General features: G+C 51.4%; 16 protein-coding genes and 1 riboswitch. All 16 genes read right to left on the minus strand.

The window, feature by feature from the left end; translation table 11 throughout:
- Nucleotides 1–107 precede the first annotated feature (107 nt).
- Entirely contained in the window at nucleotides 108–1,295 is a 1,188-nt protein-coding gene (locus ALO_RS06985) for a pyridoxal phosphate-dependent aminotransferase (protein ID WP_004094199.1), read from the minus strand.
- Nucleotides 1,296–1,413: 118 nt separating this feature from the next.
- A riboswitch (SAM riboswitch) is annotated at nucleotides 1,414–1,520 on the minus strand.
- Nucleotides 1,521–1,597: 77 nt separating this feature from the next.
- Nucleotides 1,598–2,797, minus strand: a complete 1,200-nt coding sequence (locus ALO_RS06990) for a threonine synthase (RefSeq protein ID WP_004094202.1) — start codon at nucleotides 2,795–2,797, stop codon at nucleotides 1,598–1,600.
- Between the two features lie 103 nt (nucleotides 2,798–2,900).
- Nucleotides 2,901–3,572 (minus strand): amino acid ABC transporter permease, encoded by a 672-nt coding sequence (locus ALO_RS06995; RefSeq protein ID WP_004094204.1) that lies wholly within the window; start codon nucleotides 3,570–3,572, stop codon nucleotides 2,901–2,903.
- Complete coding sequence (locus ALO_RS07000) at nucleotides 3,559–4,371, minus strand: transporter substrate-binding domain-containing protein (protein ID WP_004094206.1); 813 nt, start codon at nucleotides 4,369–4,371, stop codon at nucleotides 3,559–3,561. The genes ALO_RS06995 and ALO_RS07000 overlap by 14 nt, the downstream gene beginning before the upstream one ends.
- 269 nt (nucleotides 4,372–4,640) lie before the next feature.
- Nucleotides 4,641–4,889 carry a sulfurtransferase TusA family protein gene (locus ALO_RS07005; RefSeq protein ID WP_004094208.1) on the minus strand — a complete coding sequence of 83 codons (249 nt, stop codon included), beginning with the start codon at nucleotides 4,887–4,889 and terminating at the stop codon, nucleotides 4,641–4,643.
- Nucleotides 4,886–5,749, minus strand: coding sequence for a 4Fe-4S binding protein (locus ALO_RS07010; RefSeq protein WP_004094210.1), 864 nt, complete (start codon nucleotides 5,747–5,749; stop codon nucleotides 4,886–4,888). Before ALO_RS07010 ends, ALO_RS07005 begins: the two co-directional genes overlap by 4 nt.
- Nucleotides 5,749–6,171 (minus strand): M67 family metallopeptidase, encoded by a 423-nt coding sequence (locus ALO_RS07015; RefSeq protein ID WP_004094212.1) that lies wholly within the window; start codon nucleotides 6,169–6,171, stop codon nucleotides 5,749–5,751. The genes ALO_RS07010 and ALO_RS07015 overlap by 1 nt, the downstream gene beginning before the upstream one ends.
- Nucleotides 6,172–6,175: 4 nt before the next feature.
- The gene (gene moeB, locus ALO_RS07020) at nucleotides 6,176–6,997 is read right to left on the minus strand and encodes a molybdopterin-synthase adenylyltransferase MoeB (protein ID WP_040292935.1); all 822 of its coding nucleotides are present in this window, start codon (nucleotides 6,995–6,997) and stop codon (nucleotides 6,176–6,178) included.
- Nucleotides 6,994–7,212, minus strand: coding sequence for a sulfur carrier protein ThiS (gene thiS, locus ALO_RS07025; protein WP_004094215.1), 219 nt, complete (start codon nucleotides 7,210–7,212; stop codon nucleotides 6,994–6,996). The genes moeB and thiS overlap by 4 nt, the downstream gene beginning before the upstream one ends.
- A 391-nt stretch (nucleotides 7,213–7,603) precedes the next feature.
- A complete protein-coding gene (pepV, locus tag ALO_RS07030) occupies nucleotides 7,604–9,010 on the minus strand; it encodes a dipeptidase PepV (RefSeq protein WP_004094218.1) in 1,407 nt (468 codons plus the stop codon).
- Nucleotides 9,011–9,354: 344 nt separating this feature from the next.
- The gene (locus ALO_RS07035; RefSeq protein ID WP_193760807.1) at nucleotides 9,355–9,888 is read right to left on the minus strand and encodes a CoA-binding protein; all 534 of its coding nucleotides are present in this window, start codon (nucleotides 9,886–9,888) and stop codon (nucleotides 9,355–9,357) included.
- Nucleotides 9,855–11,153 carry an O-acetylhomoserine aminocarboxypropyltransferase/cysteine synthase family protein gene (locus ALO_RS07040; protein WP_004094222.1) on the minus strand — a complete coding sequence of 433 codons (1,299 nt, stop codon included), beginning with the start codon at nucleotides 11,151–11,153 and terminating at the stop codon, nucleotides 9,855–9,857. The genes ALO_RS07035 and ALO_RS07040 overlap by 34 nt, the downstream gene beginning before the upstream one ends.
- Nucleotides 11,153–11,599, minus strand: coding sequence for a cupin domain-containing protein (locus ALO_RS07045; protein ID WP_004094223.1), 447 nt, complete (start codon nucleotides 11,597–11,599; stop codon nucleotides 11,153–11,155). Before ALO_RS07045 ends, ALO_RS07040 begins: the two co-directional genes overlap by 1 nt.
- A gap of 103 nt (nucleotides 11,600–11,702) precedes the next feature.
- Nucleotides 11,703–12,485, minus strand: coding sequence for an ABC transporter permease (locus tag ALO_RS07050; protein ID WP_004094229.1), 783 nt, complete (start codon nucleotides 12,483–12,485; stop codon nucleotides 11,703–11,705).
- On the minus strand, nucleotides 12,469–13,302 hold the full coding sequence (locus ALO_RS07055) for an ABC transporter ATP-binding protein (RefSeq protein ID WP_004094230.1): 834 nt from the start codon (nucleotides 13,300–13,302) through the stop codon (nucleotides 12,469–12,471). Before ALO_RS07055 ends, ALO_RS07050 begins: the two co-directional genes overlap by 17 nt.
- 22 nt (nucleotides 13,303–13,324) lie before the next feature.
- Nucleotides 13,325–14,320, minus strand: a complete 996-nt coding sequence (locus ALO_RS07060; RefSeq protein ID WP_004094231.1) for an ABC transporter substrate-binding protein — start codon at nucleotides 14,318–14,320, stop codon at nucleotides 13,325–13,327.
- Nucleotides 14,321–14,363 lie beyond the last annotated feature (43 nt).

Here is a 14,363-nt window from a genome sequence, read left to right on the forward strand (position 1 = left end):
AGGGGGATGGGCATTCTTTAACTATACCTTATTCTTTCCTTAGAATCAATCCTGTCGAAAAATAAAAAGGCCCGGCTCCTGTTTTGGCAGGACCGAGCTTTTTTCATCTATTTCCGGACTTGGGTTCGTAATTTATCCAATCGCTGCGCGGCCGCCTCCAGGGTACTCAAGTGCTTGCAGAAGCAGAACCGGACAAAATAGCTGCTTTCCAGGCTTTCTTGACGATAAAAGCTGGAACCGGGCACTACCGCCACACCGATATCCTTGGCTAAGTAATAGGCGAAAGCCACATCGTCATCCCAGCCGAAGGACCGGATATCCACCATGATGTAATAAGCTCCGCCTGGTTTAAAGGTCTTAAACCCTACCTGCTTAAGCTTTTCATAGAGAAAGTCCCGGCGCACCCGATAAAACTCCGCCAGTTCATGATAGTATTCCGGCCCTGAGCGCAGAGCCTCACCGGCAGCCACTTGTAACGGCGCCGCCGCTCCCACGGTAAGAAAATCGTGAACCTTGCGGATGGACTGAGTGATCTCCGGCGGAGCCATCACATAGCCGATGCGCCAGCCGGTAACGCTGTATGTCTTGGAAATCCCGTTGACAATAATGGTCCGTTCGGCCATGCCGGGAATATTCCACATGGGAACATGCTCTACCCCGTCATAAATAATATGTTCATAAATTTCATCGGTAATAGCCAGCACATCGTGCTTAATGCAAAGATCGGCGATAAAGGCCAGTTCTTCCCGGGAAAAGACCTTGCCGGTGGGATTGTTGGGGGTATTGACGATAATGGCCTTGGTCTTGTCATTGAACAATTCCGCCAGTTCCTCACGGTCAAAATGATAATCCGGCGCCTGCAGCTTGATATATTTAGGCGATGCGCCGCAGAGAATCACGTCGGCGCCGTAATTTTCATAAAAAGGTTCAAAGATGATGACCTCATCCCCCGGATTCACAGTGGCTAGCAGGGTAGCAATCATGCCCTCAGTAGCGCCGCAGCACACCGTAATCTGGGTTTCCGGGTCAAGGACGATGCCATAATCCTTGTTCATTTTCCAGGTCAGAGCGTCCCGCAGTCCCTTGGTCCCCCAGGTAATGGCATATTGATTGTGATCTTCGGCAATCGCCTTGACGGCAGCCATCTTGATGGAATCGGGCGCCGGAAAATCCGGAAAGCCCTGGGCCAGATTAATCGCGCCATGCTGGGCCGCCACCCGGGACATCTCCCGAATGACTGATTCGGTAAACCGGCTGGCTTTGGCGGAGGCATATTTGTGAACAGTAGTGGTCATATCCATCACCTCATAAAAATTTGAATAATACCTTCCAGATGCTGTCCGGGCTGTAAAAAAGCCCAGGAAGAAACCGAACCCCTTTCCGAAGAAAGGGGTTTTACAGCTCGAAGCTTCCCTCTCATCTCTCAGAACCCAAAAGTTCTGCTGGATTTGGCACCACTGCTCTGAAAAGCCGGTTGCCGGGCGTCATCGGGCCAGTCCCTCGACCACTCTGGATAAGAGCCAATATATAATTTTTGCCTATCATAGCATGTTTCAGTGAATTTCGTCAAGATGAAATCTGTATTTCCCTTCGTCGGCTAAATGTCCGCATCAGGCTGCAACACCGAAAGTTCCACCCGGACGGTATCCGGATATTTAATGCCGCTGCCGGTATTTAATAAAACCACACTGTCTTGCGGCCGAATCCAGCCTGCCGCTGCCAGACGAAGGGCAGCAGCCAGAGTAGCCGCCCCTTCCGGGCAGATAAACAGCCCTTCTGTCCTGGCCAACTGAGACTGGCTGTCGAGAATCTCCTGGTCCGTGACCGCCACGGCGCAGCCGCCGGTCTGATAAATGGCCTCCAGGACGAGAAAATCACCCAATGCTTTGGGGACGTTAATGCCAAAGGCCACAGTGGACGAGTCTGGCCAAAACTGAGAAGCCTTAGCCTGCTGCTGCCAGGCTGCCACAATTGGAGCACACCCGCTGGCCTGCACCGCCACCAGCCGTGGCAGTTTCTCGCCGATCCAACCTAATTGCCTCAATTCGGTCAGGGCTTTATAAATGCCGATAATGCCCACCCCGCCGCCGGTAGGATAAATAATCACGTCAGGTAGCTTCCAGTTTAATTGCTCGGCAATTTCCAGGCCCATGGTTTTTTTGCCTTCAATGCGATAGGGTTCTTTCAAGGTGGAAGCGTCCATCCAGCCATAACGCTTCACCGCCCGGCCGACAATCTTGCCGGCGTCGCTGATCAGGCCGTTCACCAGGGACAAGCTGGCGCCAGCCACGGCACACTCGTTGCGGGTAATCAGCGGCGCCGACACAGGCATGACAATATGGGCCTGGATGCCGGCTTTGGCGCAGTAAATGGCCCAGGCCGCTCCGGCATTGCCATTGGTAGGCATGGCCAGCTCTGTTACCCCCAGCTCTTTGGCCCTGGTAACGCCCATAGCCGCTCCTCTGGATTTAAAAGTACCGCCCGGATTCATTCCCTCGTCTTTCAGGTAAACCTTTTTGATCCCGGCTGCCGCGGACAGTTTCTGCAGCGGAATCAACGGGGTCATAACTTCCCCCAAAGTCACGATCCGGTCGTAATTCTCCACCGGCAGCAGTTCCCGGTAGCGCCACAGATTATAGGAACGTTCGGCCAGGTCTGCTTTGCTCAGGATTTTCTTGATCTTAGCCAGATCATACCTGACTAACAGCGGCAAGGCGCAGTCCGGGCAGGTCTGCGCCAATTGCCGGTGAGAGTAGTGAGCGCCGCACTGAGGGCACTCCAAATGGCTCACATGCATGTTAAATCCTCCGTGTATTGCAATTATATTGAAAGTGATTTATATGCTGACAACTTTTAAAACATTCGTGAAATCAACTTTTTCGCTAGCCCTCTGACTTCGATCATCCCAATCCCCCCGGAATCCGAAGCTTTGTTTCCAGCCATTCCTGAACCCATCCCATGGCAATCACCATGACCCAGTAAAATACAGCCAAGGTGATGAAATACGGCATAAAGACAAACTGTGCCGCGCTTTGCTCCTCTACCTGCCGGGTCAGTTCCGGGACAGTAACGACAGAAGCCAGGGAGGATGATTTCAGGGTATCGATAAGGCAATTCCATAATGGCGGAATCGATATCCGGACAGCCTGAGGCAATATGATCCTTCTTAAAACCTGAGAATTAGTCATGCCGAGGGATAAGGCTGCTTCCCATTGTCCCTGGCTGATCGAAAGAATTGTCGCCCGGAAGATCTCCGAGATATAGGCCCCGAAATGCAGGATCAGTCCCAGGAGCGCTGCCGGAAAAGGATCCATCACAATATGAAAAGACGTCAACCCGTAGTATAGCATCAACAGCTGGACGAGCAGAGGCGTGCCGCGGAAAAAAGATACATATACTTTAGCGGTCTGCACAAGTACTTTGATCTTGGAGATTCTCATCAATGCCACTGCCAGGCCGAGAATTACCGCCCCTAACATAGCCAGCAGGCTGAGATGAATCGTAACCAAGGCCCCCTGCGCTAAAACCGGCAGAGAGCCAATCACAATATCCCAGTCCCTACTTGCTGACATCTTGCCCAAACCACTTGTGCGATATCTTTACATAAGTGCCGTCCGCCTGTATTTCCCTGATAGCCTTGTTAACCGCTTCAATCAGCTCCGGTGACCCCTTGCGGAATGCAAACCCCATTTTTGCTTCATCAAAGGTTTGGCCCGCCACTGCAAGATTATGACTGGAATTCTTCAGAAAATATTCGGCGATGAATAACCGGTCATTCACTGTTGCTTCAATACGCTTTGCCTGCAAATCGGCGAAAATTTCATTGGCTCCCTTATAATGCCGGATATTGGCCCCGGCTTTTTGGGCAATTTCTTCCCAGTTGCTGCTTTGGGTTACACCGACTTTCCGGCCTTTAAGGTCCTCTACGCTGCTGATGTTTGTTGTCTCTTTATTCACAATGACCTGAGCGCCGGAAACCGTGTAGGGGGTCGAAAGATCATACTTCTCCAGCCGTTTTTCATTAATGGATATCTGATTGGCAATTACGTCAAACCGTTCAGAATCAAGACCGGCAAACATCGCCTTCCATTCAGTGGGAACAAATTCCGCCTTAACACCCAGACGTTTGGCCACTTCGATAATAATCTCAACATCGAATCCCTGTAATTCGCCTTTCTCATTTTTAAAAGTGAACGGAGGATAAGTTCCCTCGGTACCAATTTTTAACGTACCGCGTTTCTGAATGGTTTCCAGTAGTGTCTGTTTTTTGGCGTCCTCCGTTTTTGCGGTTTGCGTTCCGCAACCAGCCAGTATTATAGCAAATAACCCGGTAATAATGAATCCAATAAGCGCTAATTTTAACTTTTTCATAGTTTCAACCTCCATCTAATTTTATGATAACTTTAAATTAACCTTGCTGCTCCCATCTAAAATGATGGTGGTTGTCGAACCACCGTACACGGCCGGCGTCGGTGACAACATGCCTTCTATAACACTCCCTTCAGGGCCGATATCATATCAGTACGCAGAAAGCAAAAAAGGCCAAGGAAGATCTCCTCAGCCTTCAGTCTTTCTGATCAGCATCGTTGCAGCTACCGGCCCTGTTCAGCCGGTTATATTTTTTTTGATTCAGCCGCATTTTACTGCAAGCCAGCCTTTTCCACCCATACAGTATAAGTGGAATCGCCGTTCGCTTCCACTGAGATCACTTTGTGCCCCTCATCTTTTAAACTGCGGGGAACATTGGTGATAGGCTCGCCTTCATGCATGCGGATCTTTAGAATTTGTCCGTCCTCCAGCTCCTCCATAGCCACTTTGACTTTTACGAAGGTCATGGGACATACCACATCGGTAATGTCTAGGAAGGCAGCAACTTCTTTTTCATTCATAAAATGGCCTCCAGTTCCTGTCTCAGCCGGCCCCGTCCCACCCTGTCGAGGGTCTTGCCAAAGCGCTCGCCCGGCTTGCCGTGCTCCTTGAAAAAGGCTAATGTTTTTTCGACGACTTTATGCAGCTCATCGTGGGAGAACAGACGGGGAAGCAGTTCTTGCCCGATGGCGATTTGGTTGCCAAACAGCCCGCCGAAAGACAGGAGGTAACCGCTGGTTCCTTCCCAAGCAGCTGTGGGGCAGGACTTGACACATTTGCCGCAGTAAACACATTTATCCGGGTCAAAGGCCAGTTTTTTCTCCTGCTTTTGAACCTGAATGGCTTTTGTCGGGCAGACTGCTTCGCACAGGCCGCAAAAACTGCAGGCTCCCGCTGTCCAGGCCGGCTGCATGCCGCCTTTTACTCCCAGGTCATTTTCTTCGGCCTTCAGACAGTTGTTGCGGCAGCCGGTGATTCCCAGCTTAAATTTATGAGGTACTTCCCGGCCACAGTATTGCTGGTCAAATTCTTTGGCCAGGGCGGTGGTGTCAATCAGCCCGTAGGAACAGATGGCATTGCCCTGACAGGCGGTGACGGTTCTAACCCGCGGACCGCAGGTTCCCACCTGAACATGCCCTTTGGCCAGCTCCGTCTTGACTGCTTCAATATCCTCCAGCCGAATGAAGGGGATCTCGATGCCCTGACGGGCAGTTAGGTGGATATAGCCTTGTCCGTACTGCTGGGCCACCTCATATATTTTCTTCAATTGCTCCGCCGTAACCTGTCCGCCGATCACTCGAAGGCGCATGGCAAACCGGTCGGGCTGAATCTGCTGCATAAAGCCACCCTTTTTCAGGGCCTTATAATCTACTGCCGTCATTATTGTTCCTCCCCATTCAGCGTGATCTTTTCTTCTGCAGCCACACCGTTCTGTATGTTAAAGCTCTTTAAAACCGGATTCCCCTGTTCGGCTAAGGAGACGATAAGGTAACTCGCCCCAGGGTCAAAGGCCAGCCTTTTATCTTCCTCCGACGGCCTGGCCGGTGTGGAAGGATGGCTGTGGAAATTGCCTAAGAGCACCCAACCGTTGGTTCTCATGGCCTTGACAGCTTGGAACTGTTCTTTTGGGTCCATAGCAAAATGCTCCGGGCTATGATCCAGATTGGTCAATGGGTATATTTCCTGAACGGTCTTTTGCGCTCCTGCTATGATGCCGCCAAGGAGGCCGCAGGCTTCATTGGGAAGGCCGTTCAGGCAATGGGTTACAATCTTGTCATAGTGCCGTTGGCTGAGAATCAGCATACAATCACCCCTTTAAGTCGCAGACAGGCTGCTGATAATCAATCAGTTCGGTTAGTTCAGTTATTGTTGGCTGATCGCCGCATACCTGGCATTTATGGTTATGGGAAAGCTTCACTTTATGAAAATCCATAGCCAGCGCGTCATAAGTCAGCAAGTGTCCGTTTAAAAGTTCACCGACGCCCAGTATATATTTTATGGCTTCGGTAGCCTGGAGGGTGCCGATGATTCCCGCCATCACTCCCAGAACCCCTGCCTGCCTGCAGGCGGGAACGGCATCCGGCGGCGGCGGTTCCTTAAAAATACAGCGGTAGCACGGTCCCTGGCCGGGCAGGTAGGTCATGGTCTGACCAAAGAAACGGATAATGCCGGCATGGGAAAATGGCTTGGCCATAAGAACACAGGCATCATTAATCAGAAATTTGGCGGCAAAATTGTCGGTGCCGTCAATAATGAAATCATAATCCTTGTCTTGGATGATGTCGCGGATGTTGTCGGCCCGGACCCATTCCTGATAAGTCGCCACCGCAATATCCGGATTCAGCAGCCGGATGGTTTCCTGACCGGATTTGACTTTTGGCTTGCCTACATCACCGGTAAAGTGAATGATCTGCCGCTGCAGGTTGGATAAGTCGACCACATCCGCGTCCACCAGCCCGATTGTGCCGATGCCGGCTGCCGCCAGAAACATGGCTGCCGGCGCCCCTAATCCGCCGGTCCCGATAACCAGCACCCTGGAGTTCAACAGCTTCTGCTGCCCCTTAACACCGACTTCTTTCAGGATGATGTGCCGGGAATAACGCTCCAGCTGCTCGTTGGTAAAGCTTATACCTCCCATTTCTGGCCGCCTCCCATAAAATAGAGAAACTCTACCTCGTCGCCATCCCTGATGACAGTAGTGTCAAAAGCATCCTGCTGCAGCAGGGCTTCGTTGATTTGCACCGTAACATAGTCGGGCATTTCTACCTTTTGCTGTGTCAAAAGTTCCCTAACTGTCAGTGCTTTATCCAGCTGTATTTCCTTGCTGTTTACTTTGATTTTCACTCATCCGTCACTCCGTTCCCATAAAACAGTAAGTCTGCTGCAAACAAAAAAGCCAAAGAAGTTGCGTCTGCAGTTTGCTTCTTTGGCCTTCAGTTCTCTGATCAGCCTGAACTATTTTATTCAATAAATGCTTCGTTGTTCTTTTTTGATATTACGATTCTTTGAGCGTTTTGTCAATGTAATTCTCGATTTCCGATTCGTCAAAGCCAAAGGTTGTTTACCTTCAGCGCCCGGCCGGTTTCCGTTATGGTGTGAGCTATCAAGAATTTTTGACCGGGTCTTGTTACAAAGTAAACTATGGAGTAAGGCTTTGTGATAAAAATGATACGGTGGTCAAAAAATACTGTAGCCCGACGAATAGCCCAGTTCGTTGGGTTACAGCATCTTCCATTTATCTGGCCAGTTCATAGATGGCCCGGGCGTAGATTTTGGCGCAGAGCACTAAATCATCCAGGGTAATATATTCATCCGGCTGGTGACAGAGATCAGGCTGTCCCGGAAACTGCGGGCCAAAGGCAACGGTATTCGGCAGATGTTTGGCGTAGGTACCGCCGCCAATGGCGATGGGGTCGACAGTTGTTCCGGTTACAGTCGTGAATACCTTTTGCAGGGTAGTGATCAGCGAATGATCCTTCGGAAAGAACAGCGGTTTGCCGAAGGTGAAGGATGCCAGATCAATGCCGAGATTGTTTGCGGCGGACTGTAACTTTTCTATCAGCTGTTCGCCGGTCCAGGTGACGGGAAACCGCACATCGCATGTCAAAGCGACGGTATCGCCCGTAAAGCGGAGCAGGCCCGCATTGAGTGTCAGGCTGCCTGACGCCTCATCCCGGTAAGCAATGCCCAGGGAGCGTCCGTCGGTTTCCCGGCCGATGGCGTCAGTGACTGCCTTGAGGTAAGAAACCAGATCAGCCGGCAATTGGCATTCGGCCAGGAATGCCAGCAGTTGCATGGCGGCGTTGATCCCCTGGTGGGGCAGGCTGCCATGGGCTGCTTTTCCCCGGGAGACGATCTGAACCGTTCCGTCGGCGGCAAGAGAGGCTCCCAATTCTACCTTGTGACAGTTGGCGAAGGCGGCGCAGGCATTGATCAGCGCTTGAGGCTCCCGGGCGCTTAATACGGCTTCGGCCCGGTCCGGCACGATATTCACCCTCTCGCCGGCATGGAGGGAGCGCAGGCGGACCGAGTCGCCGGCCGCCGTCAGTTTTTTCGCCAAAGTAAACTTGCAGCCGCCCTTTTCCGCATAAATAGTTGGGAAAGACGCATCCGGCGTGAATCCGGCCACTGGCGGCTTTTCTCGGCCGGCGTAATAATCCATGTCCTTGCTGCCGGTTTCCTCGCTGGTGCCAAAAATGATCCGTACCCGCTTGGTTAAAGGCAGGTTAAGGTTTTTGACCGCAGCCAGGCCGAACAAAGCAGCCATGATAGGACCTTTGTCGTCGGACGCACCGCGCCCGTACAAACGGCCCTCATGGATTTCCCCGCCATAGGGAGGATAGGTCCAGTTGCCGCCTTCCGGCACCACGTCAAGATGTCCCAGCACGGCAACATAGTCTTCCCCGCTGCCGTATTCCGCATACCCTACATACCCGTCCAGATTGACGGTATGAAATCCCATCCCCCGGGCGATTTGCAGCGCACACTCCAGGGCCCGTCCAACTTCCGCTCCAAACGGACAACCATCCACCGCATCGCTTTCCACGCTGCGCAAAGTGATAATCTCCTGGGTAGCCTTAATCAGAGCGTCTGTTTGACGTTCTACTTCTTTTTCCAGATTCAGAGTCAGCCCCTCCCCCATTTACCAATATGCACCATTTATTATACCCTATTGCGGGAAATCTGTAAAATACCGGATCTGCGTTACCTGAATCTCCTCAGGAAATCGACGGAGCTATCGGACCACGGGAAAAGTCGCTTTAAAAATCCAGATAGCGTTATCTGGATCTTTCAGATCAACGAACTTCACGGTAATAATAAAAACACTAAAAGCATCAAGGGAGATAAATCCGCTTGCAGCCTTCAGTGTTTCTGATCAGCAACCATTTTCAATTAACTTGTCTCAAACGATACCCTGTTTTGCTGTTTTCGTCAATAGACCTGTAGGTGATGATGATTGTCGTTTATCAAAAATCGGTAACAGTATTACAAGAACCGATGCTCACGCTTGGCTGAAATAATTTCGGTATTCATGCCGGCTTCATGCAGTCCGCCCTGATAGCGTCCATGCTCCATTTTAACGCACATATCCATAACAGTCAGCAGTCCGGCTTGACGGGCCAGTTCCGCCGCCTCCAGGTTGACGATTTTAAGTTGGAGCCAGACGGCGGCCGCCTTACAGGCAATGGCATCCTTCACGATATCCAGGCAGGCGGAGGCGGGACGGAAGATATCCACCAGGTCTATCGGTTCGGGGATGCTCGCCAGGTCCGGATAACATTTCAGATCAAGAATTTGATCCGCCTTGGGATTTACCGGAATAATCCGGTAGCCAGCCGAACGCAGATAGGTAGCCACAAAATAGCTGGCCTTCTGGGATTCGGCTGATAAGCCTACTATAGCGATTGTCCGGCAGTTGTTGAGAATCTTCCGGATGGTGGCCGGATTTTGATACAGTTCCTGCTGCTGAGACGTCAGCAGGGAGTTCATAGGGCCTGCAGAGACTGGTCCAGATCCCATAACAAATCCTCCTCTGTTTCGATGCCAATGGACAGGCGAATCAATTCCGGCCCGACGCCGCCGGCCCGCAGTTCTTCATCGGTAAGCTGCTGATGGGTGGTGGAAGCCGGATGAATCACTAAACTGCGTACATCGCCGATATTGGCCAAATGACTGAATAACTGCAGATTCTTGATAAACCGTTTGCCGGTCTGACGCACATTCTCGCCGGCTTTTTCTTTCAGACCAAAGGACAGGACGGCTCCCGCCCCTTTGGGCAGATATTTTTTCGCCAGATCATGCTGAGGATGGCTTTTAAGGCCGGCGTAAGAAACCCAAGCCACTTTGGGATGCTCCTCCAGGTATTGAGCGATTTTCAGGGCATTTCTCACATGGCGGTCCATGCGCAGAGACAGGGTTTCCACCCCTTGGATCAATAGAAAGGCGTTCATTGGAGACAGGCAGCAGCCTGTGTCCCGCACGGTTTCCGCCCGGACTTTCATGAGAAAGCCGTAATGGCCGAAAGTATCATAGAACCGTAGGTTGTGATATTTGAGCGATGGCTCGGCAATGGCAGGAAATGTTGAGTAATCAAACTGGCCTGAATCCAGCACCAGGCCTCCCAGGGAATTGCCGTGGCCGCCGATGAATTTTGTGGCCGAATACACGGTAATGGTAGCGCCGAAATCCATAGGACGGCATAAATACGGCGTAGCCATAGTATTGTCAATGATCAGGGGAATGCCGTGAGCTTTGCCCAAAGCCGCCACTTGTTCAATATCCAGGATGCTGCCTTTGGGATTGCCGATCAGTTCCCCATACAGGGCTTTGGTTTTGGGAGTAATGGCTTTTTGCCAGGCCGCGATATCTGTCGGGTCCACATAAACGACCTTGTTTCCCATTTTGCTTAAGGTATGGGTAAGCTGCGTCAAACTGCCGCCATAGAGATGAGAGGAAGCTACGACTTCATCCCCTGGCTCTAAGAGAGTCATAAACACCGCAAACTGGGCGGCCATACCGCTGGCAACCGCCACTGCCCCGGTGGCGCCTTCCAGCGCTGCCATCCGTTCTTCCAGTACCGACACGGTGGGGTTGCTGATCCGGGAATAAATATGGCCGTATTGTTTCAGATCAAATAATTCCGCCGCGTGATCCGCATCATAAAAGACATAAGAGGAAGTTTGATAAATCGGCACAGCCCTGGCCCCGGTCTGAGTATCCGGAATGTGGCCGGCGTGAACCATACGGGTGTCAAAACCAAATGTACGCTTGGCACTCAACAGCATCAACTCCTAATAAATGCGGCTACAGAAGGGTTCTGGCGCAGCACTTTTAAATCTTCTTCACTGGGGCAAACCGGCTTATCCCTCTCCACATTGACCAGGCATAAAAAGCCCAGAGGAACATCTTTCGTCGCCCTGAGCTGATGCAGTGTCTGGGGCGGAATAGTCACCACATCTTTTTCCCTGACCGGAAAGACCTGATCCTCCAGCAAAATATCCCCTCCGCCCCGGAAAATGACCACCAGGTGGGCGTGCTGATGCCGCTCCAGAGTAGAGTGTCCTCCTGCCGCCACTTCAAAGTAGCGCAACTGACAGGGCAAGTCCGCCAAACCGTCCACAAGAACCTGCCGGCTGATATCTCTGAACAGACTCCCCTGCCCCTCCTCTTCTTTATACTTCAGGAGAGAAACTCCCTCCCAGCGGCAATCTCCCGTATGACGAATCAACATACTGTTGGCTCCTTATATATGTATTCTGTTGATACATGCAAAAATCAATACCTAATTTTACTATACCATTTCATATCCGGCCTGGCAACAGCAACTCAATAGATTACTCACCAATGGAAACACCTTGTTTCCAGCCGGTAAAGCGTCGTTCAATCAGCCGCAGCACATAGTTGATCCCCAGGCCCATGAAGGCCAGGACTATAATGCCGGCATACATTTGAGGAATATTAAAGGTTTCCTGGGAGTACATAATGAGGTATCCCAGCCCGGCCGTAGCGCCGATCATCTCCGCCGCCACCAGCGCCATTACGCAATAGGAGCCCCCTAGCCGAATACCGGTAAAGATGGCTGGCGCTGCTGCCGGCAAAATCACTTTTAGGAAAATGAAGCTCCGGGATGCTCCCATGGATTTGACCGACTGGACCACCAGCTTGTCCACCTGTTTGACGCCATTGCTGGTATTGAGTAAAATCGGCCACAGAGAGGCCCAGAAGATGATAATAGTCTTTGACAGTTCGCCGACCCCGAACAGCAAAATAAACACGGGAAACAGCGCAAAAGCTGACATTTGCCGGAAAGATTGAAACAAAACGTCCAGATAGTCCTCTATCCGTTTAAAATAACCGATAAACAGGCCCAATACCGTGCCGGCGGCTACTGAAACCGCCATGCCGATCAGCACCCGCTGCAGGCTGACACTCAGGTGCTTAAGCAGAGCGCCGCTCTGCAAAAGCAGCCAAATTGCCTGCAGCACCGCCGACGGCGGGCTCAGGTAGGTGGAAAGCACCCAGCCCGCCCGCGGCGCCGTCTCCCATAAAGCAAGAAATAGAAGCAGGCCCACTGTCTTTTCAAAAGAACTGCCAAAAATCTCAGCCAATTTTTTCATTATGTTCCCTTTCTTCAATCCCTGCCTGCAAGCTCTGGGCCTTGACCACTTCGTCCTTAATCAGTTCCCAGGCGTATTGCCTGATCCGGGCAAAATCGCCGGAGTTGCGGATAGCCTCAGTGCGCGGGCGGGGCAGCGCCACTTCGATCAGTTCCTTTACCTGCCCCGGCCTGGCGGTCATGACCGCCACCCGGTCTGATAACAGGATGGCTTCGTCAATGCTGTGAGTAATAAACACAATGGTTTTCTTATCGGCTTCCCAGATTTTAATCAGTTCAATCTGCAAGATTTCCCGGGTTTGAGCATCCAAAGCGGCAAATGGTTCATCCATCAGCAGCAAATCAGGCTGATAGGCCAGTACCCGGGCAATGGCCACCCGCTGACGCATACCCCCTGACAACTGGTGGGGGTATTGATGGGCGAACGCCGACAATCCCACTAAAGCCAGGTAATGCTGGGCAATGGCCCGGCGTTCCTTTTTGCCTACATGACGGATTTCCAGTCCGATTTCCAGATTTTCCAGTACAGTCCGCCAAGGCAATAAGGCATAGCCCTGAAAGACCAGACCGCGGTCAAAACTCCGGGTCTTTATTGTTTCTCCGTCCACCAGAATTTCACCGCCGTCATGACGGTCCAAGCCGGCCAGGATATTCAAAAAAGTCGATTTTCCACAACCACTGGGTCCAAGGATTGAGAGAAATTCCCCTTCACGAATCTGCAGGTTAAAATTTTCCAGGACCACTAATCGTTCTGTTTCGCCGGAATTATTTTTCACTTGAAATTCGCGGTGAATCCGACCGGCCTGTATTTTGATCATCGCAGCCTGTTCTCCCTTTTGCTCATTTTTTGTTGGGATTGTACGCGTTGGTATAAATCTGCTCCAGCTTCACCTGGCCGGCAGTCAGCTTCCCCTCGGCAATCAGCCGGTCTATCCAGTATTGAACCGCTTCTTTCGGCACCAGTTGGTCCGGGTAGAATTCATACATCTCGGCATGCTCAGGGGCGATGTTAAAGCGTTTGGCCATAATTTCCCGGGCCTTATCCGGATTTGCATTGTTCCATTTGGCTGTTTTGATGAGAATTTCCGTCAGCTCTTTTACGGCTTCCGGGTGCTCTCTCAGAAATTTTCCATTTACAGAATAGGGGCACATACCGCTGATTCCTTTATCAATGTCCCAGTCGCTGAACAGCATTTTAAAATCTTTGATATTGGCAGTGGCCCGCCCTGAAGCCGGTGGATGAATAATGGCAATATCGGTATCACCCCTCATGAGCGGCACTTCCTGCTGATCTTCCGGCGCGGTTTTAAATTTCAGGCCGGCAGGGTCCACCCCATTGTCTAAGAGGTACTTTTTGGTCACATACTCCGAGCAAGCGCCGAAGCTGTTGAGACCGATGGTTTTACCGGTAAAATCTTTCACGGATTGTATCGGCGAATCGGCTTTAACAAAATACTTCATGTGGGGCCATTGTTTGGTGGATTGGCTGCCGGCGGCGAAAATTTGGATGTCAGCGCCGCTGGCAATGGCCGCGATCACTACGGGAGTATGGCGGGTGGCCACGTCAATGGAACCATTGACTAAAGACGGAATAACCTGACCGGTGGATAATTTACCGATATATTTGGGACGGACGCCGGCGTCTTTGAAATATCCCAGTTCATCAGCCAGGTAAATAAAGTCGTAATAAACCAGTTCCGGATAGTTGAATTCCACTACTTTTTTTGCAGAGGCAGGCGCAGCCTGCTTGGCGCTGTTGTCGACGCACCCGGCTGCCAGTATGGCAAACACCGCCACGAAAACCAAAATGAGTGCTTTTACGTTTTTGCAAATCATTGTCTCATCTCCCTTAAATTTTTCTTTGCAAAATCATCTTGGG

It is taken from the genome of Acetonema longum DSM 6540 (assembly GCF_000219125.1).
GTDB lineage: Bacteria > Bacillota > Negativicutes > Sporomusales > Acetonemataceae > Acetonema > Acetonema longum.

Coding starts and splice junctions, on each gene's coding strand:
- ALO_RS07005 (WP_004094208.1), bottom strand. CDS start 4,889: ATGAATGAAAAAGAAGTTGCTGCCTTCCTAGACATTACCGATGTGGTA.
- ALO_RS07055 (WP_004094230.1), bottom strand. CDS start 13,302: ATGATCAAAATACAGGCCGGTCGGATTCACCGCGAATTTCAAGTGAAA.
- ALO_RS07035 (WP_193760807.1), bottom strand. CDS start 9,888: ATGGGATCTGGACCAGTCTCTGCAGGCCCTATGAACTCCCTGCTGACG.
- ALO_RS06995 (WP_004094204.1), bottom strand. CDS start 3,572: ATGTCAGCAAGTAGGGACTGGGATATTGTGATTGGCTCTCTGCCGGTT.
- ALO_RS07050 (WP_004094229.1), bottom strand. CDS start 12,485: ATGAAAAAATTGGCTGAGATTTTTGGCAGTTCTTTTGAAAAGACAGTG.
- ALO_RS07010 (WP_004094210.1), bottom strand. CDS start 5,749: ATGACGGCAGTAGATTATAAGGCCCTGAAAAAGGGTGGCTTTATGCAG.
- ALO_RS07015 (WP_004094212.1), bottom strand. CDS start 6,171: ATGCTGATTCTCAGCCAACGGCACTATGACAAGATTGTAACCCATTGC.
- pepV (WP_004094218.1), bottom strand. CDS start 9,010: ATGGGGGAGGGGCTGACTCTGAATCTGGAAAAAGAAGTAGAACGTCAA.
- ALO_RS06985 (WP_004094199.1), bottom strand. CDS start 1,295: ATGACCACTACTGTTCACAAATATGCCTCCGCCAAAGCCAGCCGGTTT.
- ALO_RS07000 (WP_004094206.1), bottom strand. CDS start 4,371: ATGAAAAAGTTAAAATTAGCGCTTATTGGATTCATTATTACCGGGTTA.
- ALO_RS07045 (WP_004094223.1), bottom strand. CDS start 11,599: ATGTTGATTCGTCATACGGGAGATTGCCGCTGGGAGGGAGTTTCTCTC.
- ALO_RS07060 (WP_004094231.1), bottom strand. CDS start 14,320: ATGATTTGCAAAAACGTAAAAGCACTCATTTTGGTTTTCGTGGCGGTG.
- ALO_RS06990 (WP_004094202.1), bottom strand. CDS start 2,797: ATGCATGTGAGCCATTTGGAGTGCCCTCAGTGCGGCGCTCACTACTCT.
- ALO_RS07040 (WP_004094222.1), bottom strand. CDS start 11,153: ATGCTGTTGAGTGCCAAGCGTACATTTGGTTTTGACACCCGTATGGTT.